This window comes from Pseudidiomarina mangrovi (assembly GCF_003999375.1).
Classification (GTDB): domain Bacteria; phylum Pseudomonadota; class Gammaproteobacteria; order Enterobacterales; family Alteromonadaceae; genus Pseudidiomarina; species Pseudidiomarina mangrovi.
In genome coordinates this window covers 177,407-198,267 of the sequence record NZ_RJLC01000016.1, presented here as the reverse complement: position 1 = coordinate 198,267, position 20,861 = coordinate 177,407, and the positions used below count along the sequence as shown (strand labels likewise).

Here is a 20,861-nt window from a genome sequence, read left to right as displayed (position 1 = left end):
AGCGCTAGCCGTCGAGTTTCTCAACGAAGGTGCGCTTGAACTTAGCGAGTTTCGGGTGAACCACAGCTTGGCAATAGGCGTTTTGCGGATTCCGCTCGACGTAATTATCGTGGTATTCCTCAGCTGGCCAGAATTTTGTGAGTGGCTCCAAGGTAGTCACAATTGGCGCATCCCAGGTATTTTCTTGGGCCATTTCCGCGATGATCTCTTCGGCTAGGCGCTTTTGCTCATCGGTTTGGTAAAAAATCGAGGTGCGATATTGCGTACCAATATCGTTGCCCTGGCGATTCACTTGGGTGGGATCATGCAGCGCGAAGAAGATCTCGAGGATTTCGCGCACGCTAATCGCCGTTGGCTCAAAGGTCACCTGCACCACTTCGGCGTGGCCGGTGTTGCCACTGCACACTTGCTCGTAGGTTGGCTCGGCCTGATGGCCGCCGGCATAGCCCGACTGTGCCTTCAGCACCCCGCGTAACATCTTAAAGGCGCCTTCGATACACCAAAAGCAGCCACCACCTAATGTAATTTGTTGCGTCATGTTATCTGCCTGCCCCTTAGTTGGTTTAATGCTAAGGGGCAGGCACTTAAGCGTTGCCGCGTTAAGTGCCTGCCCCTTAAGGTTTTAGTGGTTTTCTTTGGCGTGGTTGATGCTGTATTTGGGGATCTCAACCACTAAGTCGGTGCCGCTGACGATGGACTGGCAGCTTAGGCGCGAGTCTGGGTCTAGACCCCAGGCTTTGTCGAGCATGTCGTCTTCGTTTTCTTCAATTTCTGGCAGTGAGTTGTAGCCTTCACGCACATATACGTGGCAGGTGGTGCAAGCGCACACTTTCTCACAGGCGTGCTCAATGCCGATGCCACTGCGCAGTGCGACGTCGAGCACGGTCTCGCCGTTTTCAGCGTCAATGGCGGCGCCGTCTGGGCATAATTCGGCATGAGGTAAAAAGATAATCTTTGGCATGCTGGCTCCTTAATAAATTCGGTTATAGCTCATCAACGCGATGACCCGCAAGGGCGCGTCGAATTGAGGCATCCATGCGCCGTGCGGCAAAGCCGTCACTGGCGGCATCAACAGTCTTAATAGCTTGTTCAATGGCGGCTTTGTCGCTGCCTTGGCGGGCATCGCGCAGCGCCTGCATGGCTTGGTCGAGCTGCTCACGTTCGCTGCTCTCAAGTAAATCGCCGTCGGCGTTGAGCGCACTGGTGAGCGCTTCGAGCACGCGGTCGGCTTCAACCTGCTGTTCACGCAGCATGCGCGCGTCCATATCGTCACGAGCGTGCGCCATTGAGCCGCGGATCATGCCAATAATGTCGTCGTCGTTTAAGCCGTACGATGGCTTCACTTGAATCGATGCGCTGACGCCGCTGGATTTTTCCATCGCGGTCACGCTCAGCAAGCCGTCAGCATCGACCTGGAAGGTCACGCGAATATGCGCAGCGCCGGCGGCCATCGGCGGAATGCCTTTGAGCTCGAAACGCGCCAACGAGCGGCAGTCATCGACTAACTCGCGCTCGCCTTGCAGCACGTGAATCATCATGGCGGTTTGGCCATCTTTGAAGGTGGTGAACTCTTGCGCTTTGGCGACTGGAATGGTGGTGTTGCGGCCAATGACTTTTTCCACCAGTCCGCCCATGGTTTCGAGACCGAGCGATAGCGGGATCACGTCCAGCAGCAGCATATCTGAATCGGGCTTGTTGCCGGCCAACACGTCGGCTTGAATAGCGGCGCCAATAGCCACTACTTGGTCGGGGTCAATACTGGTCAATGGCTTACGGCCAAAGAACTCGCCGACATCGCTGCGCACTTGTGGTACCCGAGTCGAGCCACCCACCATCACCACATCGGCGATTTCTTGGGCTTCGACTTTGGCGTCTTTGAGAGCGCGACGGCACGCATTTAAGGTGCGTTTGACTAACGGTGCAATGAGCGCATTGAAGGTTTCAGTAGTGAGTACATACTCTTGCTGCTGACCTTGAATTTCAAGCTTTATTAGGCTTGACCCAGCGCTCGTCAAGGCTTCTTTGGCAGCTTTGGCGGCATTGATCAAAGCACGCTCGGTGCGCGCATCAACAGCGTCTGCCAGCTGCCATTCTTGCTTCAGCAATTGCACAATAGCCTGGTCAAAATCGTCGCCGCCAAGGGCCGAATCGCCGCCCGTTGCCAGCACTTCAAACACCCCGCCGGTTAAGCGCAATACCGAAATGTCGAAGGTACCACCGCCTAAATCGTACACCGCAATCACCCGTTCGTTGGCATCGGCGTAGGCTTGATCGAGACCATAAGCAACCGCCGCAGCAGTTGGTTCGTTCAGTAAACGCAGTACTTTCAGGCCGGCTAATTGCGCGGCGTCTTTGGTACTTTGTCGTTGCGCATCATCAAAATAGGCCGGCACGGTGATCACCACCCCAGTCAGCTCGCCGCCAAGGCTGGCTTCGGCGCGAGCAGCAAGCGCCTGCAGAATATCAGCGGACACTTCCACCGCGGTTTTATCGCCGCCGCTGGTGTGAAATACCGGCACGCCGCCGGTGGTCTCGCTCAAGCGATAAGGCAGATTGGGGAAATTGCGCGCCACGTCAGCCACGGTGCGACCCATAAAGCGCTTCACCGAGACAATGGTGTCTTCAGTGGCAATATTCATATCATCATGCTGTGCCAGCGCGTCATAGCCGACCTTGTGGCCGTTTGCAGCGTACGAGACCACCGATGGTGTCAGTGCGCGATCGGCTTCATCACGCAATACTGTGGCGCTACCACTGCGTACGCTGGCCACCAACGAATTGGTGGTGCCGAGGTCAATACCTGCGGCCAGGCGATGTTGGTGCGGGGCGGTGCTCTGCCCAGGTTCAGCAATTTGCAGAAGTGCCATGACTATCGTATTCCTTTTCGCTTAACGGCTAGAGTTGGTCTTCTAACCCTTCTAATTCGATGCGTAATTTTGCCATAAACTTGAGCTTGCGGATCAGTATTGCCGCCGCCTCGTACTGCTGCTCCGCCAGCGCCTGCTCGAGCTGCTGGAACAGCTGCTGTGCCTCGGCCTCGAGGTCCTTCTCCGCCCGCTCTAATGCTAAGGGAACTGCTAAGGGGCAGGCACTTAAGCCATCGGGGCTTAAGTGCCTGCCCCTTAGCAGTTGCTCAAGCTCTTCTAGGCGCTCGCGCCACTCCATTTGCGCCATCAGGAACTCAGGGTCGCGCAGGGTGGTTTGTTCGTGAGCTAGGTCAATGCCCTGCAAATGCAGCAAATACTCAGCCCGCGCCAGTGGTTCACGCAGGGTGCTGTAAGCATCGTTGAGCTGGGAGCTGCGTTGCACAGCCAGCAAGCGGTCGCGCTCACTGGCATTGGCAAAGCGGTCTGGGTGCAAGGTTTGCTGCAGTTGCCGATAACGCTTTTGCAAGTCCGCGCTATCAAGCGCGAACTGCACCGGCAGATTGAACATCTCGAAATGATTCATACGGCCCACCAACGTTATACGTTGAAGCTTTCGCCGCAACCGCACTCGCCTTTTGCATTCGGATTCTTGAATTCGAAGCCTTCGTTGAGGCCTTGCTTGACGAAGTCCACTTCGGTGCCATCCAGGTAAGCCAAACTCTTACCGTCAATGATGATGCGCACGCCGTCGGCGTCAAACACGGTATCGGTCTCTTCAACCTGATCGACAAATTCCATTACATAGGCCAGGCCCGAGCAGCCGGTGGTTTTCACCCCCAAGCGAATGCCCGCGCCTTTGCCGCGCTGTTGCAGAAACGACTTGGCACGTTGCGAAGCCGCTGCGGTCATGGTGATTGCCATGGATTATCCTGCGTGTTTCTTTTTGTAATCTTCAATCGCTGCTTTGATGGCGTCTTCAGCCAAAATTGAGCAGTGAATTTTCACCGGTGGCAGTGCCAACTCTTCGGCGATTTGGGTGTTTTTTAGCTGCGCTGCTTCATCTAGCGACTTGCCTTTAACCCACTCAGTTACCAGCGAGCTTGACGCGATGGCCGAGCCACAGCCATAGGTTTTAAAGCGCGCATCTTCAATGATGCCTTGCTCGTTAACCTTGATTTGTAGCTTCATCACGTCGCCACAAGCGGGTGCACCGACCATACCGGTGGCGATGCTTGGGTCATTCTTATCAAACGAACCAACGTTGCGTGGGTTCTCGTAATGATCAATAACTTTTTGACTGTATGCCATGACTACTTACCTCTGTTATCTATTAGTGCGCAACCCATTCGACCGAAGTCAGGTCGATGCCTTCTTTGTGCATGTCCCATAACGGCGACATGTCGCGTAAACGCACAATAGCGTGCTGAATTTGTTGAATGGCGTAGTCCACTTCTTCTTCGGTAGTGAAACGGCCAAAGCTGAAACGAATGGAGCTATGTGCTAATTCGTCGCTGCGGCCCAAGGCGCGCAGTACATACGACGGCTCTAAGCTGGCCGAGGTACAGGCTGAGCCTGAACTGACCGCTAAGTCTTTCAGCGCCATAATCAATGACTCACCTTCAACAAAGTTAAAGCTGACGTTGAAAATGTGCGGCACCGCATGGGCTTGGTCACCGTTGATGTACACTTCTTCGATATCTTTTACGCCGTTCCACAGCCGCTCACGTAGGGCTTGGAAGCGCACGTTTTCGGCCGCCATTTCTGCTTTAGCAATGCGTGCTGCTTCACCGAAGCCAACGATTTGGTGGGTTGGCAAAGTACCTGAACGCATGCCGCGCTCGTGTCCGCCACCGTGCATTTGAGCATTTAGGCGTACCCGTGGCTTACGGCGTACATAGAGTGCGCCAATGCCTTTCGGACCATACATTTTGTGCGCTGAAAACGACATCAAATCAACTGGCAGTTGGTCTAAATCGATGTCCACTTTGCCAGCTGACTGGGCGGCGTCGACATGGAAAATGGTGCCGTTAGCGCGACACAAATTGCCGATAGTAGTGATGTCTTGGATCACACCGGTTTCGTTGTTGACGTGCATGATGCTCACCAACACCGTGTCTGGGCGCAGGGTTTGCTTGAATAATTCGAGGTCAAGCAGGCCGTTTTCTTGCACTTCTAGGTAGCTCACTTCAAAACCCTGACGCTCCATTTGACGGCAGGTGTCGAGCACCGCTTTGTGCTCGGTTTTCAAGGTGATGATGTGCTTGCCTTTCTTCTGATAGAACTCAGCCGCGCCACGAATAGCGAGGTTATCTGACTCGGTAGCGCCCGAGGTGAAGACGATTTCGCGTGGGTCTGCGTTGACTAACTCGGCGATTTGGCTACGGGCAATATCCACCGCTTCTTCAGCTTGCCAGCCAAAGCGGTGTGAACGCGACGCTGCGTTACCAAACTGGCCATCTAAGGTCAGGAATTGCATCATTTTTTCTGCAACCCGCGGGTCAGCTGGGGTGGTGGCCGCGTAATCAAAATAAATCGGTAATTTCATGCCGTACTTCTCCTCTGCTCGCCAGACTGCGTTACTGGCAATTCAATTCAATACGTTGTTCGCGTGCGCGTTTTTCGGCGGCTAATTGGCTTTGCCGCTGAGCGATGCTGCTGACATCGTGCTTGCCGACTAATTCGGCCAGACTGATGTTGGCTAAGAAATCTTCGATGCGGTCGCTTAAGCCTTCCCACAATGAATGGGTCAGACATTGCGTACCGCCGTGGCAGTCGCCTTTGCCGCCGCAACGGGTGGCGTCGATGCTTTCATCGACTGCCTGGATCACCGCGCTGACTGATATCGCATGTGCTTCTAGCCCCAAGCGATAACCGCCACCTGGGCCACGCACGCTACTGACCAAGCCATGCTTACGTAAGCGCGCGAATAATTGTTCTAAATAACTTAATGAGATGCCCTGCCGCTCTGAAATATCCGCCAGCGATACCGGCCCGCGTGCAGTGTGCAGGGCGACATCTAACATAGCGGTAACGGCGTAACGGCCTTTCGATGTTAAGCGCATGGGTTTGTTCCTCTCAGTAACGCCGCCATTTTCCCATTCCCGACTATTTTAGTCAAGTATTCCTTAAGGGGCTGGCAGTTAGTGCTAAGGGGCAGGCACTTAACGCTAAGGGGCAGGCACTTAACGAATTTTCTTGTCAATCGACGTTAAAATACCGCGCAAAATATTCAGCTCTGCTTCTTCTGGCCGTGCCCGCGCGAACATGCGTCGTAGCTTGGCCATCACTTGCCCAGGGTGCTGCTTAATAATGAAACCCGTCTCACCTAAGGTCTGCTCTAAGTGTACGAAAAAACGCTCAAGGTCGTCTGCCCGTGGGTAATCGATTAGCTCAATCGGAGATTCGGCGGCGGCATCGTTAAGTGCCTGCCCCTTAGCCGTTGAAGCGTTAAGTGCCTGCCCCTTAGCCGTTGAATCGTTAGGTGCCTGCCCCTTAGCATTTTCGAGCCATTGCATGCGGATTTCGTAGCTGAGGGCTTGTACGGCCATGGCGAGGTTGAGCGAGCTGTAGTCGGGGTTGGCGGGGATGTGCACGTGGAAGTTGCACTGCTGCAGCTCGTCGTTGGTGAGGCCGCTGCTTTCGCGACCAAATACCAGCGCCACCGGGTAACGCGGGCTTTCCGACAGTAATTTCGCTGCGGCACCGCGCGGTTCCAGTAGCGGCCAATCCAGCGTGCGGTTGCGCGCACTGGTGCCAATCACCAAGCCGCAATCGGCGATGGCTTCGGCGAGGGTGTCGACAATACGCGCGCCATGCAGCACGTCGGTAGCACCGGCAGCCAGCGCTGAGGCTTGGCTGTCAGGCTTGCTAACCGGATCAACTAACACCAGCTGGCTAAGCCCCATGGTTTTCATGGCGCGCGCCACCGAACCAATGTTGCCGGTGTGCGAGGTATTCACCAAAACAATCCGAATATTCTCAAGCATGGCCGCCGCCACCTCTTATTTCATGCTCGCTGGCAAATGCGTACGTGCTTTGCTCAGAATGCCCTGCACCACTTTCGGGTTGCCAGCCACCACGTTGCCGCTTTGCATAAAGTTGTGGCCGCCGCTGAATTCAGTCACTAAGCCACCGGCTTCACGCACTAAGAGCGCGCCCGCAGCAATGTCCCATGGCTGTAGGCCAAATTCCCAGAAACCATCCATGCGGCCACAGGCCACGTAGGCTAAATCTAGTGCTGCGGCGCCGTTGCGACGCATATCCGCCACATCAGTGAATAATTCGCCGAATATCGCCAGATAGTTGGCACTCAGGTCTTTGCGTTTAAACGGGAAACCGGTGGCCAGCAAGGCGCCGTTGAGGTCGCGTTGGCCGGTCACCCGTAAGCGTTTGTCATTGAGTGCGGCGCCAGCACCACGGGTGGCGGTGAACAGTTCTTCGCGCAGCGGGTCATAGACCAAGCCACACTGCACCACGCCTTTAACAGCGTAAGCAATAGAGATAGCGAAGTGAGGGATACCGCGCAGGTAATTGGTGGTGCCATCGAGGGGGTCGATGATCCACAGGTGATCAGCATCTTTACCAACAATATCGCCACCTTCTTCAGCTTGGATGCTGTGGTCTGGGTAGACTTTTAAGATGGCACGAACAATGGCTTGCTCGGCGGCTTTATCGATTTCGGTGACGAAGTCATTTTGGCTTTTCTGTTGGACGTTATAGTCGGCCTGAACACCAAAGTTTTTGACTAAGATTTTGCCCGCTGCACGCGCAGCGCGCACCGCAATGTTTAACATGGGATGCATTTCAAATTACCTGTGCTGTAAAAGAACGTTAATAAACTGGCGCTATTATACCCCAGCTGTTGGCATTTATCTACGCACCGAAACGAGCAAAATTCAGCCAATTGCAGCCAAGGACTTGCACGATTTTTAAACCTATGTTATCTACATGTTGCGCTAAAACATTAGAACAACTACTACATATAGAGCCAGGAGTGTCCCATGGACCATTCAGAAGAGCTACACGATGTTGAGTCTAAATCAGGTAAACGTGCTGCGCCGCGCAAGTGGCGTGAAATAGAAGCGCTCAATGAACGGCGCCGGTTGCAGCGCGAATTGATGGAAATTGACGAAGACTTTGAGCTCGACGAGCTCGACTTCTAAGCCCGATTTACCAGTCAATCGCTCGCTCTGCCAGCAGCTCATTACAGCGGCGAAAATGGCCGGCGGTGAGGAATCCCCGATGCGCTGATAACGGCGACGGGTGCACTGTCTGCAACACATGATGGCGGCGGCTATCAATCAAGGCCGCCTTCTTCTGCGCATGACTGCCCCAAAGCAAAAATACTACCCCCTCACAGTGCTGATTAACCGCGCTTATCACCGCATCGGTAAAGCGCTCCCAACCCCAACCAGCATGCGAATGCGCTAAACCCTGCTGCACCGTCAATACGGTATTCAACAACAATACGCCCTGCTCGGCCCAATGCTGCAAGTTACCGCCATGGCGCGGTTGATAACCTGGGTAATCATGCTGCAACGCCTTAAACATATTTTTCAGTGACGGCGGTGGTGGCACGCCTGCTGGCACCGAAAAACTTAACCCGTGCGCTTGCGCAATGCCATTCACCGCGCCGTGATAGGGGTCTTGGCCAATGATCACCACGCGTAAATCAGCCAACGCACAATAGCGAAAGGCATTAAACACATCGGCAGCGGCCGGATAAATAGTCACGCCAGCAGCACGCTCTGCCGCTACCCGCGCCAGCAAATCGGTAAAGTACGGCTGCTGCTTTTCCGCGCCCAAAACATCGCTCCAATTCAGTTCACTCATAGCCGTCTCGCTGCGGGTTATCTCGGTTGCTAAATGGTGTATTATTCTAGCATGTTCCACGTTATGAGCGACCCACATGAGCCAAACCAGCTATCCGCCCATCAGTGTTTTTGTCATCACCCTGAATGAAGCCGCGCACCTTGATGAGGTGCTCAGCAGCGTAGAGGGCGTGGAAGAAATTGTGGTGATTGACTCTGGCTCCACCGACGATACCTTGGCTATTGCGGCCAAGCATGGCGCCCGTATTGTGCATAACGATTGGCCTGGCTATCCGCAGCAAAAGGCCTTTGGCATCACCCAGTGCAGCCATAATTGGATCATCAACCTCGACGGTGATGAAGTCATGCCCGCCGGTGGCTTGCAGATGATTCGTGAGCGCATTGCTAAGGGTGATATTAACGGTATTTGGCTGCATCACGATGATATTTTTATGGGCGAGAGCTTGGTTAAAGCGCGCCATCATAAGTATCGCCGGGTGTACCGCAAAGACCGCTGCCACATGGATACCAGCGTGCTAGTGCATGAGCATATTGAGGTGCAGGAGCCCACCGCGTACTTGCCCATTTACCTTAAGCATTATGGCTACGACAGCGCCCACGGCTACATGGATAAGCTCAATAAGTATTCACTCTTAAAAGCACAACAGCGCCAGCAGCAAGGGCGGCATTGTAGTTTGCCACGGTTGTTGCTGATTTTTCCGCTGATGTTTTTGAAGTTTTACTTAGGCCGGCAAATGATTTGGTCCGGCTGGCGTGGCTTTATTAAGGCCAACATTGATGCCTTTCATTTCTTCTTAACCGAAGCCAAGTTGTACGAGATGGCTTACCGCGCGAAAGCCGAAGCGAAGGCCGAAGCCGAAGCTAAAGCGAAGGCCAAGGCATAAGCCAAGGCCAACGCTCGCTACACGACTTATTTATTGTACTTGTCGAACCAATGCAAGATATAGGCAACCTTACCAATTAAGTTCGATGGCCGCGAATAAATACCATGCGGGGCATCAGGTACCCGTACCATGGCGCTATCCACACCTTGTAACTTCAGCGCCTGATAATACTGCTCAGATTCTGAAATAGGCGTACGATAATCGGCCTCGCCGGTCAGCAACATAGTCGGCGTTTTTACCTTGCCCACATAGCTGATAGGTGAAAACTTCATATAGTGCTCAAGGTTGTCCCACGGCATGCCTGGGAACCAATAGCGCGCGAAGTAGCTATAGGCATCAGCGGTCAACACAAAGCTGTACCAGTTGATCACCGGCTTCGCTACTACCGCCGCCGCAAACCGATCGGTATGGCCAATCGCCCAGGCAGTCAGCACCCCACCACCACTCCCACCGGTGATAAACAGCTTGTCGGGGTCAATAAAGCCCTTGGCAATCAGCGCGTCTACACCATCCATTAAATCCGTATGGTCATGGCTGGGGTAATTGTGATGAATTTCTTGGGCAAAGGCTTCACCGTAGCTGGTGCTGCCGCGCGGGTTGGTATACAACACCACATAACCCGCCGCTGCCATCAACTGAATTTCGGCAGCAAATGAGCCGGCATAAGCGGTATGCGGGCCACCGTGGATCTCCAGAATCAACGGATACTTTTTGCTAGCATCAAAACCTGGCGGATACGCAATCCAGCCTTGAATTTGCTTGTCGTCATGGCTGGAGCGATACCAAATCTCCTCAATAGCTGCTAGCTCTTTGTGACCGAGCAAGTCACTGTTTAAGTCGGTCAGCGCGCGCTCGCGGCCTTTGCCAACGATTGCTAAATCAGCCGGACGCTGCGGGCTGGCTAAGGTATACAGCACCACGCCATCGTCATTGACGGCGTAATCACCACCACTGTAGGGGCGTGAGTAGCTCATGCCGCCCATTTTGTCGGTGATCACCTCACGCTTACCGTTAAGTTGCTGCAGCGCGATAATATCTTTACCGTGCTTGGTGTAGCTGAAGTAGATGCCTTTGCTGTTATCACTCCACTGAATGTTGCCGGCGGCATAATCGAGGTCAGCAGTCAGCAGCTGCGGCTTGGCATCGGCTTTATCTAATTCCATCACGTACAAACGCGTCAGCTGATAACTCTTGCGCTGGTCATCAAAGCCCAGCCAAGCAATACGCTTGCCGTCAGGGCTAACCATTGGGCTGTTATCAGGGCCAAAGCGGTCGGTCAATTGGCTCACTACGCCATCGCTTAACCGTACACTGTACACTTCGCTATTGAGTGGGTTTTCAAAGGCATCGGCGTGACGATTGGCAGAAAAATACAGCTGCTGGCCATCGGCACTCCAGCTCACCCCGCCGCTAATGCGGTTGTCGCCCTCGGTCAGTTGCCGCGGGGTGCCACCAGCTGCTGGCATCACGTAAATCTGCACATGCCCATCGGGCAGGTAGCCGGCGCCATCAGAGCGGTACTGGGCTTTATCAATATACTTCGGCGCGTCGGCCCACTTGGCGCCGCGCGGTGGCGTTGGCAAGCTGACTGGCGGTTTTTGTGGTGCTGGGGTAAACATGGTAAAGGCGATCATGCTGCCATCGGGTGACCAGCTCAGATTCGCTGGCGATCCAGTCAAGCGCGTGATCTGCCCATGCTCGCGGGTATCGCTCCAGTACATATGAATTTGATTGCTACCACTGCGATTCGAAACAAATGCTAAGCGCTTGCCATCAGGTGACCAAGTTGGCGAATGATCCTGATGTTCGCCGCCAGTCAGTGGCCGCAGTTCACCATCGAAATCCACACGCCACAAGTTGCCGTAGCGACGGTCGGCCATGATGTCCATGTAATTGCGTACAAATACGGCATAGTTATCATCGGGGTGTGGTGCTGGGCTACTGGCAAATTCCAGCGCAAACACATCATTGTAGGTCAAGGTATCGGCAGTGCTGGCCTGGGCTAGGCCGTGAGCGCCGAACAAGCAGGCAACAGTCACAAGTAAGCGAGCAGATTTCATGGGTAGCTCCAAATCGTCAAAACACAGGTTGTGAATTCAGACTAGCCCAAAAAAGAAACCCGCACGAGGCGGGTTTCTGTAATTTACGACCAAACTCGGTCGAATCGCGATTAACGGATGCTTAGAACGCGTAGCTGAAGCTGATTGCCGCGAAATCACGGTCAACGGCAGCGTCATAATCAGCGCCTTGAGCCACGTTATAGCTCAAGCCCACTTTGTAACGGTTCTGCAAGTTACCTTCTACTGAGAAGCCCATATTGATACGGCCTTCAATGAAGTTCGAGTTGGCTGAGTAACCCTTCACATCATGGTTAAAGGTGAATGCTGGGATGATGTTCCAGCCGGCAATCACGTTGTTGTACTCAAGTTGCGTACGGGTACGATAGCCCCATGAGTTTGAGGTCACGAAGCCTTCACAGTTCACGTCGCCTGGCACGGTGACATTCAACTGGGCGTAATCAGCCACAGTTAAACACTTACCATACACTGGGTTACGGCCATAACGCTGTACTTGAATGCCTGGCAGTGAGTGCACTTTGCTGACCGCAACTTCACCGATAAAGGTTAAGCGGCTGGCACCGAATACGTTATCCACGAAGCGAATACCGGTTAACTGGAACTGACTCACGTCATGCTCATCGTAGCCGCTAATCAACTCACCTAAGTTGGTGATTTGACCTTGTGAGTCACGCAGAATGTATTGTGACACCGTGCTGGGCACACCCGCACGTAAACCAGCGGTCAGGATCTCAGTGGTGTTGATCTGCACTGGCATTTCTGGACGGAAGCTATACTCACCACCCACTGACCACAGGCCAATGTTGGTGGCAAAGCTTAAGCCGAAGATTTTCTGATCTTCTGGATATTCCAGCACATAGTCAGGGCCTGCAATTGGAATACCATCTGGGTGACCAAAGGTAGGCGTTGGCTGCTGCTGCCAGTTATAGGCAGAAATGATTGGCGTTTGGGTATGAATGTTCATGTAGAACACACCAAACTCGGTACCTAAGTCATTCGAGTAGTGACGCAAGGCAAAACCGTATTGGCCGCCATCGTCTGGCTCAACGTCTGGGCGACGGTCTACATAAGTACCGAACTGTACCGACTGTGCATCGCTCAGCACCACACCCGGGCCTAGGGCTGGGTTTAAGGTTATTTTGTTACAGCCTGGGCCACCTATAATGTCAACGGTAGAGAAGAAGGTACCGCAACCGTCAAGTTGATAGTGTTCCCACTCGTACTGATAGAACGCGTCTAATGAGGTGTTGTCGGTCAAACCAATGTTGGCGCTCAACATACCTACTGGCAATAACGCTTCTTTAATTTCTACCCCTGGGCGACGCACGGCGTTCACGTCGATTGGGTTGATGGCGTTGATACCGTTGAAGATGAAAGTTGATTCACCCCAGCTTAGTACCTGACGGCCTAACCGCACGTTGACTGGCATCTCGCCGATGTCGAAATAGCCATACACAAAGGCGTCGAGCAACTCAAAGCCTGAGCCTTTCGAGAAGTCATCGAGACCATCGTTATTTAATTTGGTATTTGGCGTGTAGTTGGTGGCGGTGTGGCCGTGATAGACGTTTTCGTTTTTGATCACGTCATCGTACCAATACTTGAAGCGTACAAAGGCACCGTAGTCACCACCATCAATGCTGAGGTCGTGCACGCCTTTGATAACCGACGAAACCATGTCGCCTTTATCAAAGTTCAAGTTACCGTCGTCGGCTACGCCTGACTGACCCATACCACCTGGGCGGTTGCCTGGATGGATGAGACGAAGATTTTGATCTTCCATCCGCCATGCTGCGCCATACGAGATGACCGAGTCGAATTTAACTTTGAAATCACCGACATCAAATTCAGCTGCTTGAGCCCCAGTGGTTCCTGCAATCACCAGCGCGATAGCTGATGCTAATGGAAGTTTTTTATGCATAGTTGTTCTTCTTTTCATGTTAGCCACCTAATCCCGGAGGTTGTTATGCCCTCAATCATGTCCGATGAGTTGGAAATATGCAAGACCTGGTGAAAAAAACGTTGCCTTTGGTTGTTTCATTTCGTTTCAATTGCTGAATTATAACTGACTAGTTGACATGGTCATTTTATCGACTACGCTTACTGTAACGGGTCTTTTGGAGCAACGCAATGCGCATTAATAAAACTGAATTTAAGGCCAAAGCGCTGGAATATCTGCGCCAGGTTGAACAATCCGGTGAGCAATTGGTGGTGACTGACCACGGTCAGCCAACTATTGAGGTGCGGCGTTACCGCGGTGATAACCGCTCGCCATTAGAATTATTGCGTGAAAGCGTGAAACAGTATGATGCGCCGTGCGAGCCCATTGCCGATAATGACTGGGAGGTGGCGCGATGATTGTGCTCGATACCCATGCGCTGCTGTGGTGGGCTAGTGGTGATGCGAAGCTGTCAGCCGCCGCCCAGCAACGTATTGAGCAGGAGTTGCAGGGCGATGGTTTGCTTGCCATCAGCAGTATCAGTGCGTGGGAAATTGCCATGTTAGTGGCTCATGGTCGGCTGACATTAACGATGGCGGTTGATGATTGGTTAGAGACCGTAGCGCGCATTGAGGGCGTACGTTTTATTCCGGTCGATAACCATTTAGCTGTAGCGTCTACCCAACTCCCCGACCCGTTCCACAAAGACCCGGCTGATCGGCTGATTGTGGCGCTGGCCCGACAGCTCAATGCACTGCTTATAACCGCTGATAGCAAACTACAGCACTACCCACATGTGCATACGTTGTGGTGATAGCCGTTACGCGGGCATAAAAAAACGCGCTCGAGGCGCGTTTTTAGCTCAACAAAACAGGCTTACAGGGCTTGCTCAAGCTCTGGCAGCACACTGAACAAGTCAGCCACTAAGCCGTAATCAGCGATTTGGAAAATCGGCGCTTCTTCGTCTTTGTTGATAGCAACAATGACTTTAGAGTCTTTCATACCGGCCAAATGCTGAATAGCACCGCTGATACCTACCGCGATATACAGTTCTGGGGCAACGATTTTACCGGTTTGACCCACTTGGTAGTCGTTCGGTACAAAGCCGGCGTCTACTGCCGCGCGTGAAGCACCTACTGCGGCGCCGAGCTTATCGGCGACTTTTTCCAATAATTGGAAGTTATCGCCGTTTTGCATGCCGCGACCACCGGAGATGATCACCCGCGCTGCGGTCAGTTCTGGGCGCTCAGACTTAGCCAGCTCTTCGCCAACAAAGCTTGATGTGCCGCTATCGCCGTTACCGCTCACTGCTTCAACGCCAGCACTGCCGCCTTCAGCAGCAACCGCATCAAAAGCAGTGGTACGTACGCTAATCACTTTAATGGCATCGCTTGATTGCACGGTGGCAATGGCGTTACCGGCATAGATTGGGCGCTTAAAGGTATCGGCGCTTTCTACGCTGATGATGTCGGAGATCTGTGCCACATCTAACAGTGCCGCTACCCGTGGCAAGAAATTCTTACCGGTGGTGGTGGCAGCAGCCAAAATGTGACTGTAATCAGCGCCTAGTTTAGCCACCAAGTCACCGAGGTTTTCCGCTAAAAAATGGCTGTAAGCGGCGTCATCAGCCAGCAATACTTTGCTCACGCCAGCAATTTTAGCTGCGGCATCGGCCACTGCTTGACAACCGTGACCGGCTACCAGCACCACCACATCGCCGCCAATTTTTTGCGCTGCGGCTAAGGTTTTTAAGGTAGCGCCGTTGAGTTCGCTGTTGTTATGTTCGGCAATAACTAGAATGCTCATATTACTTTTGCCTCATTCTTTAACTTGTCGACCAATTCCGCCACGCTGGCAACTTTCACGCCAGCACTGCGCTCGGCAGGTGCTTCAACCTTTAACACCTTGACCGTACGCGCTACGCTCACACCCAAGTCAGCTGGGGTGGTGACATCAAGCGGCTTTTTCTTAGCTTTCATGATATTCGGCAACGACGCATAACGCGGCTCGTTCAAACGCAAATCGGTGGTGACAATCGCTGGCAATTGCAGCTTCACGGTTTGTAAACCGCCGTCGACTTCACGGGTAACGTTGACGCTGCTGCCATCGACCGCTACTTTCGAGGCGAACGTGCCTTGTGGCATACCGGTTAGCGCACCAAGCATTTGGCCGGTTTGGTTGTTGTCAGAATCGATCGCTTGCTTGCCTAAAATCACCAGTTGCGGCTGCTCTTGCGCCACCACAGCTTTAAGTAACTTGGCTACCGCCAGTGAGTCTGGCAGTTCTTCGGTGTCAATGTGAATAGCGCGGTCGCCACCTAAGGCTAAGGCAGTACGCAGTTGCTCTTGCACGGCTTTGGGGCCAATGCTCACCACCACCACTTCACTGGCCACGCCAGCTTCTTTTAAGCGCACCGCTTCTTCCACGGCAATTTCACAGAATGGGTTCAATGCCATTTTTACGTTGGCCAGATCAACGTCGCTTTGGTCCGCTTTCACGCGCACTTTGACGTTGTAATCAATGACGCGTTTGACCGCCACTAATACTTTCATGTTGGGGTTCCTGTTTTTTTAATGACAAAACGGTGCAAGATTACCATTTTTTCGGGTGAAAATGGTACTCTTGGCCGCGGATATTTGCCAATTCATTCGAATCTGCGGGAGCTTCTAGTGTCATCTTCTGTGTACGGCGTTTGCCAGCATTCCGATCTCCTGCTTAAGGGGCAGGCACTTAAGCAACGCGAGCAGCAACTGCGCTTTGTGGTGCAGCAAGCCAGCCAATTAGCAGCCGCCGACTGTGCCGCACATGACCCCGCTAACGAGGTATTCGGCTGTGAAGCGCGGGTATGGGTGAGCTGCCACTGGCCGCATGGCGTATTGCAGCTACAAGTCGACAGCGAAGCGCGCGTGGTGAAGGGCTTACTAACACTCATTCACCAAGCGCTGCATGGCGCTAACCGCGAGCAAGTGGCACAGTATGATCTTGATAGCCACTTTGCCGCGTTAAACTTACAGAATTATCTCACCGTATCACGGCGCAATGGCTTACGCGCGGTGGTCGCTCGCATTCAAGGAAACAGCGTATGAAGTTATTTATGTTTTACATTGGCGGCGATGCGCCGGGCTCAAACATTGAGTTGCACGATGTGCGCTTTGTGGTGGCCGCGGACGTGGACGCCTGTATTCCAACCCTGAAGCAGCATTGGTGGGGTATTCCCAGCAGTTTGCACCTGGATAGCTATGTGCATGTGCACCATGTAGATGGCTGGCGTATTGAGCTGAGCGAACAGCCTAGCAGGCAAAAAGAGAAGCTGTGGTTCGTCAATGTTGGCGGCTACTATAAAGGCCGCATTGCCGAATATCACGATTTCACCTTGGTGGTGGCCAACAGTGCCGATGACGCCAAGCGAATTGGTTTGGGCCGCGTGCTGACCGACGCCCTAGAGCAGCACAAAGATGACCTGCACGACGTCGACAATTGCCTAGCGGTAGACATGCTCGGCGGCTGGCACGTGCACTTAATCCGAGATGGCGTGCAGCAGCCGCTCGAACCCGACTGGGCCGGCTACCGCCCTATCGGCAAATAGTGACGCGGCAAATAGCTAAGGGGCAGGCACTTAAGCCCAAATAGCTAAGGGGCAGGCACTTAAGCCGCCTTAGCCGCTATCTTGTCCAGCAAAATCGCTACCGCATGCATGGCAAAGGTGCAGGTCACCGGCATGCTCGCGCCAAAACCGGTATCACAATTCAACCGAGTGTTGTTGCCCGGTTTGGCATGACTCCAGCCGCCATCGCCACTGGGGTAGCGCAACTGTTCGGTGGAATACACCGCCGCCACGGCAAAATTGCGCGCCGGGTTCTTGCTGAAGTTGTAGTCGCGGCGCAGTAATGAGCGCACTTTTGCCAGTAACGGGTCTTGCGTGGCTTTGGCTAAATCGCCACGGGTTACCAAGCTTGGATCAACCTGCCCACCAGCGCCGCCGCAGGTGACAAAGGGAATCTTCGCGCGCTTACACCAAGCAATGGTCGCGGCTTTTACCGTCACGCTATCTATAGCATCAAACACCGCCGTCACCGGCGCCGCCAAATACTCGGCTAAGTTGTCAGCACTCAAAAAGTCATCAATCACCCGCACCTGACAATCCGGGTTAATATCACGCACCCGCTCGGCTAACACTTCGGTTTTCAACCGCCCCACCGTGCTGGTCACGGCCGGCAACTGACGGTTGATATTGGTCACACAGATATCGTCAAGGTCAATCAAGGTTATGCCGCCCACGCCACTGCGCGCCAGCGCTTCCACCGCCCACGAACCCACCCCGCCAAGGCCCACCACCGCCACATGGGCGCCAGCATAAGCCGCCGCTGCTTTATCGCCGTAAACCCGCTGAATGCCGCCAAACCGTGCTTTTGTCATGCGTCGAATAACTCAAATAAAGGTGAAAAGTCGTTGCCATCGGCAGCTCGGAGCGCCGCAATATAAGCGCTACGAATTATTGAGGTACGCTGCAAATCAGCATTTCCCCATTGAATGGGCGCAATGTCATATAGTTTATCAGCAACTAAGTCGGTATAGATACGGGCAAACCGGCCGTTGCCGTTAGCGAAAGGGTGAATTTTGACAATACCGTGATGAAGCCGCAATAAAGCTTGACGTGGTGGATAGGTTTCATAGCGGTGCCAGGCAACGGCGTCATCTAACAAATTGCGCAATTGCTGAGAAATCTGCAGCGGGTCAACACCGATATTTTTCTCTGTTTTGCGAAAGCTTCCCGCCCAATTCCACACCTCACCGAACAGTTTCTTATGTAATAACAACACAAAGGTCATGTCTGCTATGGCTTTTACGCGCTGAGCACGCAACCAAAGCAGCCCAGCAATGATATTAGCCTGCTCAACTTCATCAAGTTCTCGGCGCGTACCCACATGCTTGAGTTTAAGCCCTGCCAGCTCATTCGGGTCTAACGGGGTCGCACCTTCAAGTTCATGAATGATCACGAACAGGTTCCCACAGCCAAGCTGGTAACTCAGCCATAAGTTGTTGCGTCAATTCTTCCACTTGCCGTTCAATTTCTTGCACCGAGGTCGCCTGATTTTCGAGTTTCATGTGAGTATCGGTTATAGCAAGAATTGCTTGCGCTTGCTGCCGTGCCTGCTGATATAACGCTTGTTCAACAGTCACACCATGCTGCGGGAGTACAGCGTAATGCAGCTCGCAGCCGAGAGCGTGAGCTATTGACCGTAATGTTTTTAGAGTGAGACTACCTTCGCGTTCCGCCTTCTCAATTCGGTATAGCTCGGCTTTGCTAATATTCGCGCGCTTCATTGCAACTTGGCCGGAAATACCTAAGGCCTTGCGCACCGTCGCCAACCAACCTAATGGCGGCACTGGATGGCGAGAAACGCTGGCGACCGCCTCATTTACTTGGCGCCGCAACTGATGTTGGATGGTGTTTTTGATGGGCATAATACAATTAATCCATATATACAAAGACAATTAAACATATAAAGTCTTTATATATATAGACCATAAAATAAAAAGAGTCTACTTTTAAGTAGACTCAATAAAGTAAACACTAGTCTTTAAACACTAAACGGATACGCAATGGCATCGTGATGCTGATAGCCATGTACTTTGAAATCCGCCATAGTCACCCAGGTTTCTAGATCCTCCAGCGACTTGATGTCGGGGTTGATCTCAAGCGTGGGTGATGGGAATGGCTCGCGCTTTAGCTGGACGTCACGCATCAGTTCAAGTTGATCTTCGTAGATATGGGCGTTGACGATTTTGTGATAGGCCACGCCGGGCTTATGACCGGTGATTTGCGCCATCAGCGCGAGCAAGGTAAACACCTGAATTTGGTTGAAGTTAAGCCCCAGTGGCACATCGCACGAACGCTGATAGCTGGTCAGATACAGGGTATCGCCCAGCAGCGAGAAATTATGGGTGTGCATGCACGGCCGCAAGCAGCCCAGATGAAACTCGCCGGGGTTATAAAAGGTGACGATTTCACCGCGATCATCCAGCCCTCGACTAAGGTTATCCACCACTTTGCGGAATTGATCCAGATGGCTACCATCGGGTCGTTGCCAGCTGCGCCCTTGCACGCCGTAAACGCGGCCCATGTCATCGTCACCACGGCGCGCAGGATTAGCCAGCCAAGCTTCATTGAGGTTGGCGTTGGCATCCCAGGTGGGGGTGCCTAAGGCGCGGAAATCGGCGGCATTGGAGTAGCCACGAATATAGCCCAACAGCTCGGCAATGGCGGCTTTCCAGTAGCTTTTGCGGGTGGTGATGAGCGGAAATTCGTTGCGATCAACACGATACTCTAAATCGGCATTGATCACCGTCAAACAACGCTTGCCGGTGCGCTCATTGGCCACCCATACGCCTTCATCAATAATGCGTTGGCACAAGGCTAAATAAGGTTTCATCAGCGCACTCCTTTATTTCACAGCAACGTTATTAATCGCCAACCTCGGGGCATACAGCCACAAGGCAATACCGGCGAGGATCATTGGTGCACTCAGCCACTGCCCCATGGTCATGCCAAAGGTCAAATAGCCGAGTTGGCGATCAGGTTCACGGAAGAATTCCACCACAAACCGGGCGCAGCCATAGCCAATCAAGAACAACGCACCGATACGCCCGGTTGCCCGCGGTTTGCGGCTATACCAAGCTAACAACAGAAACAGCGCCAAACCTTCAAGGCCGGCTTGATACAACTGTGACGGATGCCGCGCTACATCGCCGCCGGTTGGAAAAATCATCGCCCACGGAACGTCGGTTTGTCGGCCCCACAGTTCGCCGTTAATAAAGTTACCAATACGCCCCAAACCGAGGCCAATGGGTGCTAATGGTGCAATAAAATCGCCGACTTGTAACAGCGAGAGCTGCATTTTACGGGCAAAAATTGCCAGTACTGTGACCACCCCTAAAAAACCGCCGTGAAACGACATGCCGCCTTGGCTGATGCTAAACAGATAGCCGGGATCGACCAGGAAGCGGTCAAACTGATAAAACAACACGTAGCCCAAGCGGCCACCAATGATCACCCCAACAAAGCTATAAAACAGTACATCGCTGAAGCGCTCTTTGCTCCAGCCCACAGCACTGTACTGCAATTTTTCGCATTGCCGATTGCCCCACCACCAGGCGAACAAAAAGCCCAACAGGTACATCAGGCCATACCAACGCAGTGCCACAGGCCCGAGTTGCACAATAATAGGGTTGATATCAGGAAAGCTCAGATAGCTTGCTTGCAT

At 53.1% G+C, this 20,861-nt stretch carries 26 protein-coding genes; 6 read left to right on the top strand and 20 right to left on the bottom strand.

Features of this window, described 5'->3' with window-relative positions; genetic code table 11:
* Nucleotides 1–4: 4 nt before the first annotated feature.
* The 10 genes from msrA to suhB form a co-directional block, all read right to left on the bottom strand.
* A complete protein-coding gene (msrA, locus tag EFO84_RS08995) occupies nt 5–538 on the bottom strand; it encodes a peptide-methionine (S)-S-oxide reductase MsrA (protein WP_127347724.1) in 534 nt (177 codons plus the stop codon).
* An 84-nt stretch (nt 539–622) separates the two neighbouring features.
* Nucleotides 623–961: an ISC system 2Fe-2S type ferredoxin gene (fdx, locus tag EFO84_RS08990; RefSeq protein ID WP_127347723.1), complete on the bottom strand. Its 339-nt coding sequence runs from the start codon at nt 959–961 to the stop codon at nt 623–625.
* 22 nt (nt 962–983) lie between these two features.
* Entirely contained in the window at nt 984–2,867 is a 1,884-nt protein-coding gene (gene hscA / locus EFO84_RS08985; protein WP_127347722.1) for a Fe-S protein assembly chaperone HscA, read from the bottom strand.
* Nucleotides 2,868–2,895: 28 nt separating this feature from the next.
* Nucleotides 2,896–3,450: a Fe-S protein assembly co-chaperone HscB gene (gene hscB, locus EFO84_RS08980; protein WP_127347721.1), complete on the bottom strand. Its 555-nt coding sequence runs from the start codon at nt 3,448–3,450 to the stop codon at nt 2,896–2,898.
* 14 nt (nt 3,451–3,464) lie between these two features.
* A complete protein-coding gene (gene iscA, locus EFO84_RS08975) occupies nt 3,465–3,788 on the bottom strand; it encodes an iron-sulfur cluster assembly protein IscA (RefSeq protein WP_127347720.1) in 324 nt (107 codons plus the stop codon).
* Nucleotides 3,789–3,791: 3 nt separating this feature from the next.
* Nucleotides 3,792–4,175 (bottom strand): Fe-S cluster assembly scaffold IscU, encoded by a 384-nt coding sequence (gene iscU / locus EFO84_RS08970; RefSeq protein WP_127347719.1) that lies wholly within the window; start codon nt 4,173–4,175, stop codon nt 3,792–3,794.
* Between the two features lie 22 nt (nt 4,176–4,197).
* Nucleotides 4,198–5,412 (bottom strand): IscS subfamily cysteine desulfurase, encoded by a 1,215-nt coding sequence (locus tag EFO84_RS08965; protein WP_127347718.1) that lies wholly within the window; start codon nt 5,410–5,412, stop codon nt 4,198–4,200.
* A 31-nt stretch (nt 5,413–5,443) separates the two neighbouring features.
* Nucleotides 5,444–5,929, bottom strand: a complete 486-nt coding sequence (gene iscR, locus EFO84_RS08960; RefSeq protein WP_127347717.1) for a Fe-S cluster assembly transcriptional regulator IscR — start codon at nt 5,927–5,929, stop codon at nt 5,444–5,446.
* 120 nt (nt 5,930–6,049) lie between these two features.
* Nucleotides 6,050–6,853 (bottom strand): TrmJ/YjtD family RNA methyltransferase, encoded by an 804-nt coding sequence (locus EFO84_RS08955; protein ID WP_127347716.1) that lies wholly within the window; start codon nt 6,851–6,853, stop codon nt 6,050–6,052.
* 15 nt (nt 6,854–6,868) lie between these two features.
* On the bottom strand, nt 6,869–7,669 hold the full coding sequence (gene suhB / locus EFO84_RS08950; protein WP_127347715.1) for an inositol-1-monophosphatase: 801 nt from the start codon (nt 7,667–7,669) through the stop codon (nt 6,869–6,871).
* A gap of 198 nt (nt 7,670–7,867) precedes the next feature.
* On the opposite strand from suhB, the gene EFO84_RS08945 reads away from it, so the two are divergent.
* The gene (locus EFO84_RS08945) at nt 7,868–8,029 is read left to right on the top strand and encodes a DUF3545 family protein (protein ID WP_127347714.1); all 162 of its coding nucleotides are present in this window, start codon (nt 7,868–7,870) and stop codon (nt 8,027–8,029) included.
* A gap of 7 nt (nt 8,030–8,036) precedes the next feature.
* On the opposite strand, the gene ung is transcribed toward EFO84_RS08945, so the two are convergent.
* Nucleotides 8,037–8,699, bottom strand: coding sequence for a uracil-DNA glycosylase (gene ung / locus EFO84_RS08940; RefSeq protein WP_127347713.1), 663 nt, complete (start codon nt 8,697–8,699; stop codon nt 8,037–8,039).
* A 76-nt stretch (nt 8,700–8,775) separates the two neighbouring features.
* Between ung and EFO84_RS08935 the strand changes: the two genes are divergently transcribed.
* Entirely contained in the window at nt 8,776–9,582 is an 807-nt protein-coding gene (locus tag EFO84_RS08935) for a glycosyltransferase family 2 protein (protein WP_127347712.1), read from the top strand.
* Between the two features lie 26 nt (nt 9,583–9,608).
* Here the strand turns inward: EFO84_RS08935 and EFO84_RS08930 are convergent, their stop codons facing one another.
* On the bottom strand, nt 9,609–11,642 hold the full coding sequence (locus EFO84_RS08930; protein ID WP_127347711.1) for a S9 family peptidase: 2,034 nt from the start codon (nt 11,640–11,642) through the stop codon (nt 9,609–9,611).
* Nucleotides 11,643–11,763: 121 nt separating this feature from the next.
* Nucleotides 11,764–13,578 carry a DUF1302 domain-containing protein gene (locus tag EFO84_RS08925; RefSeq protein WP_127347710.1) on the bottom strand — a complete coding sequence of 605 codons (1,815 nt, stop codon included), beginning with the start codon at nt 13,576–13,578 and terminating at the stop codon, nt 11,764–11,766.
* A 209-nt stretch (nt 13,579–13,787) separates the two neighbouring features.
* On the opposite strand from EFO84_RS08925, the gene EFO84_RS08920 reads away from it, so the two are divergent.
* Both EFO84_RS08920 and EFO84_RS08915 read left to right on the top strand, forming a co-directional pair.
* Complete coding sequence (locus tag EFO84_RS08920) at nt 13,788–14,015, top strand: type II toxin-antitoxin system Phd/YefM family antitoxin (protein WP_127347709.1); 228 nt, start codon at nt 13,788–13,790, stop codon at nt 14,013–14,015.
* Nucleotides 14,012–14,410, top strand: a complete 399-nt coding sequence (locus EFO84_RS08915) for a type II toxin-antitoxin system VapC family toxin (protein ID WP_127347708.1) — start codon at nt 14,012–14,014, stop codon at nt 14,408–14,410. The genes EFO84_RS08920 and EFO84_RS08915 overlap by 4 nt, the downstream gene beginning before the upstream one ends.
* A gap of 62 nt (nt 14,411–14,472) precedes the next feature.
* On the opposite strand, the gene EFO84_RS08910 is transcribed toward EFO84_RS08915, so the two are convergent.
* Nucleotides 14,473–15,402, bottom strand: coding sequence for an electron transfer flavoprotein subunit alpha/FixB family protein (locus EFO84_RS08910; RefSeq protein ID WP_127347707.1), 930 nt, complete (start codon nt 15,400–15,402; stop codon nt 14,473–14,475).
* On the bottom strand, nt 15,399–16,148 hold the full coding sequence (locus tag EFO84_RS08905; protein WP_127347706.1) for an electron transfer flavoprotein subunit beta/FixA family protein: 750 nt from the start codon (nt 16,146–16,148) through the stop codon (nt 15,399–15,401). Before EFO84_RS08905 ends, EFO84_RS08910 begins: the two co-directional genes overlap by 4 nt.
* 117 nt (nt 16,149–16,265) lie before the next feature.
* Between EFO84_RS08905 and EFO84_RS08900 the strand changes: the two genes are divergently transcribed.
* On the top strand, nt 16,266–16,682 hold the full coding sequence (locus tag EFO84_RS08900) for a SufE family protein (protein ID WP_164742414.1): 417 nt from the start codon (nt 16,266–16,268) through the stop codon (nt 16,680–16,682).
* Nucleotides 16,679–17,182: a DUF1543 domain-containing protein gene (locus EFO84_RS08895; RefSeq protein WP_127347704.1), complete on the top strand. Its 504-nt coding sequence runs from the start codon at nt 16,679–16,681 to the stop codon at nt 17,180–17,182. Before EFO84_RS08900 ends, EFO84_RS08895 begins: the two co-directional genes overlap by 4 nt.
* Nucleotides 17,183–17,241: 59 nt before the next feature.
* On the opposite strand, the gene tcdA is transcribed toward EFO84_RS08895, so the two are convergent.
* From tcdA to lgt, 5 genes are all read right to left on the bottom strand, one after another.
* Nucleotides 17,242–18,012, bottom strand: a complete 771-nt coding sequence (gene tcdA / locus EFO84_RS08890; RefSeq protein WP_127347703.1) for a tRNA cyclic N6-threonylcarbamoyladenosine(37) synthase TcdA — start codon at nt 18,010–18,012, stop codon at nt 17,242–17,244.
* Entirely contained in the window at nt 18,009–18,593 is a 585-nt protein-coding gene (locus EFO84_RS08885; RefSeq protein WP_127347702.1) for a mobile mystery protein B, read from the bottom strand. Before EFO84_RS08885 ends, tcdA begins: the two co-directional genes overlap by 4 nt.
* Complete coding sequence (locus EFO84_RS08880; protein WP_127347701.1) at nt 18,580–19,062, bottom strand: helix-turn-helix domain-containing protein; 483 nt, start codon at nt 19,060–19,062, stop codon at nt 18,580–18,582. The genes EFO84_RS08885 and EFO84_RS08880 overlap by 14 nt, the downstream gene beginning before the upstream one ends.
* A 116-nt stretch (nt 19,063–19,178) precedes the next feature.
* Nucleotides 19,179–20,030, bottom strand: a complete 852-nt coding sequence (locus EFO84_RS08875; RefSeq protein WP_127347700.1) for a thymidylate synthase — start codon at nt 20,028–20,030, stop codon at nt 19,179–19,181.
* A gap of 12 nt (nt 20,031–20,042) precedes the next feature.
* Nucleotides 20,043–20,861 (bottom strand): prolipoprotein diacylglyceryl transferase, encoded by an 819-nt coding sequence (gene lgt / locus EFO84_RS08870; protein WP_127347699.1) that lies wholly within the window; start codon nt 20,859–20,861, stop codon nt 20,043–20,045.

Excerpts from the sequence above, each read along its gene's own strand:
- msrA (WP_127347724.1), bottom strand. The coding sequence starts at position 538 with ATGACGCAACAAATTACATTAGGTGGTGGCTGCTTTTGGTGTATCGAA.
- fdx (WP_127347723.1), bottom strand. The coding sequence starts at position 961 with ATGCCAAAGATTATCTTTTTACCTCATGCCGAATTATGCCCAGACGGC.
- hscA (WP_127347722.1), bottom strand. The coding sequence starts at position 2,867 with ATGGCACTTCTGCAAATTGCTGAACCTGGGCAGAGCACCGCCCCGCAC.
- hscB (WP_127347721.1), bottom strand. The coding sequence starts at position 3,450 with ATGAATCATTTCGAGATGTTCAATCTGCCGGTGCAGTTCGCGCTTGAT.
- iscA (WP_127347720.1), bottom strand. The coding sequence starts at position 3,788 with ATGGCAATCACCATGACCGCAGCGGCTTCGCAACGTGCCAAGTCGTTT.
- iscU (WP_127347719.1), bottom strand. The coding sequence starts at position 4,175 with ATGGCATACAGTCAAAAAGTTATTGATCATTACGAGAACCCACGCAAC.
- EFO84_RS08965 (WP_127347718.1), bottom strand. The coding sequence starts at position 5,412 with ATGAAATTACCGATTTATTTTGATTACGCGGCCACCACCCCAGCTGAC.
- iscR (WP_127347717.1), bottom strand. The coding sequence starts at position 5,929 with ATGCGCTTAACATCGAAAGGCCGTTACGCCGTTACCGCTATGTTAGAT.
- EFO84_RS08955 (WP_127347716.1), bottom strand. The coding sequence starts at position 6,853 with ATGCTTGAGAATATTCGGATTGTTTTGGTGAATACCTCGCACACCGGC.
- suhB (WP_127347715.1), bottom strand. The coding sequence starts at position 7,669 with ATGCATCCCATGTTAAACATTGCGGTGCGCGCTGCGCGTGCAGCGGGC.
- EFO84_RS08945 (WP_127347714.1), top strand. The coding sequence starts at position 7,868 with ATGGACCATTCAGAAGAGCTACACGATGTTGAGTCTAAATCAGGTAAA.
- ung (WP_127347713.1), bottom strand. The coding sequence starts at position 8,699 with ATGAGTGAACTGAATTGGAGCGATGTTTTGGGCGCGGAAAAGCAGCAG.
- EFO84_RS08935 (WP_127347712.1), top strand. The coding sequence starts at position 8,776 with ATGAGCCAAACCAGCTATCCGCCCATCAGTGTTTTTGTCATCACCCTG.
- EFO84_RS08930 (WP_127347711.1), bottom strand. The coding sequence starts at position 11,642 with ATGAAATCTGCTCGCTTACTTGTGACTGTTGCCTGCTTGTTCGGCGCT.
- EFO84_RS08925 (WP_127347710.1), bottom strand. The coding sequence starts at position 13,578 with ATGCATAAAAAACTTCCATTAGCATCAGCTATCGCGCTGGTGATTGCA.
- EFO84_RS08920 (WP_127347709.1), top strand. The coding sequence starts at position 13,788 with ATGCGCATTAATAAAACTGAATTTAAGGCCAAAGCGCTGGAATATCTG.
- EFO84_RS08915 (WP_127347708.1), top strand. The coding sequence starts at position 14,012 with ATGATTGTGCTCGATACCCATGCGCTGCTGTGGTGGGCTAGTGGTGAT.
- EFO84_RS08910 (WP_127347707.1), bottom strand. The coding sequence starts at position 15,402 with ATGAGCATTCTAGTTATTGCCGAACATAACAACAGCGAACTCAACGGC.
- EFO84_RS08905 (WP_127347706.1), bottom strand. The coding sequence starts at position 16,148 with ATGAAAGTATTAGTGGCGGTCAAACGCGTCATTGATTACAACGTCAAA.
- EFO84_RS08895 (WP_127347704.1), top strand. The coding sequence starts at position 16,679 with ATGAAGTTATTTATGTTTTACATTGGCGGCGATGCGCCGGGCTCAAAC.
- tcdA (WP_127347703.1), bottom strand. The coding sequence starts at position 18,012 with ATGACAAAAGCACGGTTTGGCGGCATTCAGCGGGTTTACGGCGATAAA.
- EFO84_RS08880 (WP_127347701.1), bottom strand. The coding sequence starts at position 19,062 with ATGCCCATCAAAAACACCATCCAACATCAGTTGCGGCGCCAAGTAAAT.
- EFO84_RS08875 (WP_127347700.1), bottom strand. The coding sequence starts at position 20,030 with ATGAAACCTTATTTAGCCTTGTGCCAACGCATTATTGATGAAGGCGTA.
- lgt (WP_127347699.1), bottom strand. The coding sequence starts at position 20,861 with ATGCAAGCAAGCTATCTGAGCTTTCCTGATATCAACCCTATTATTGTG.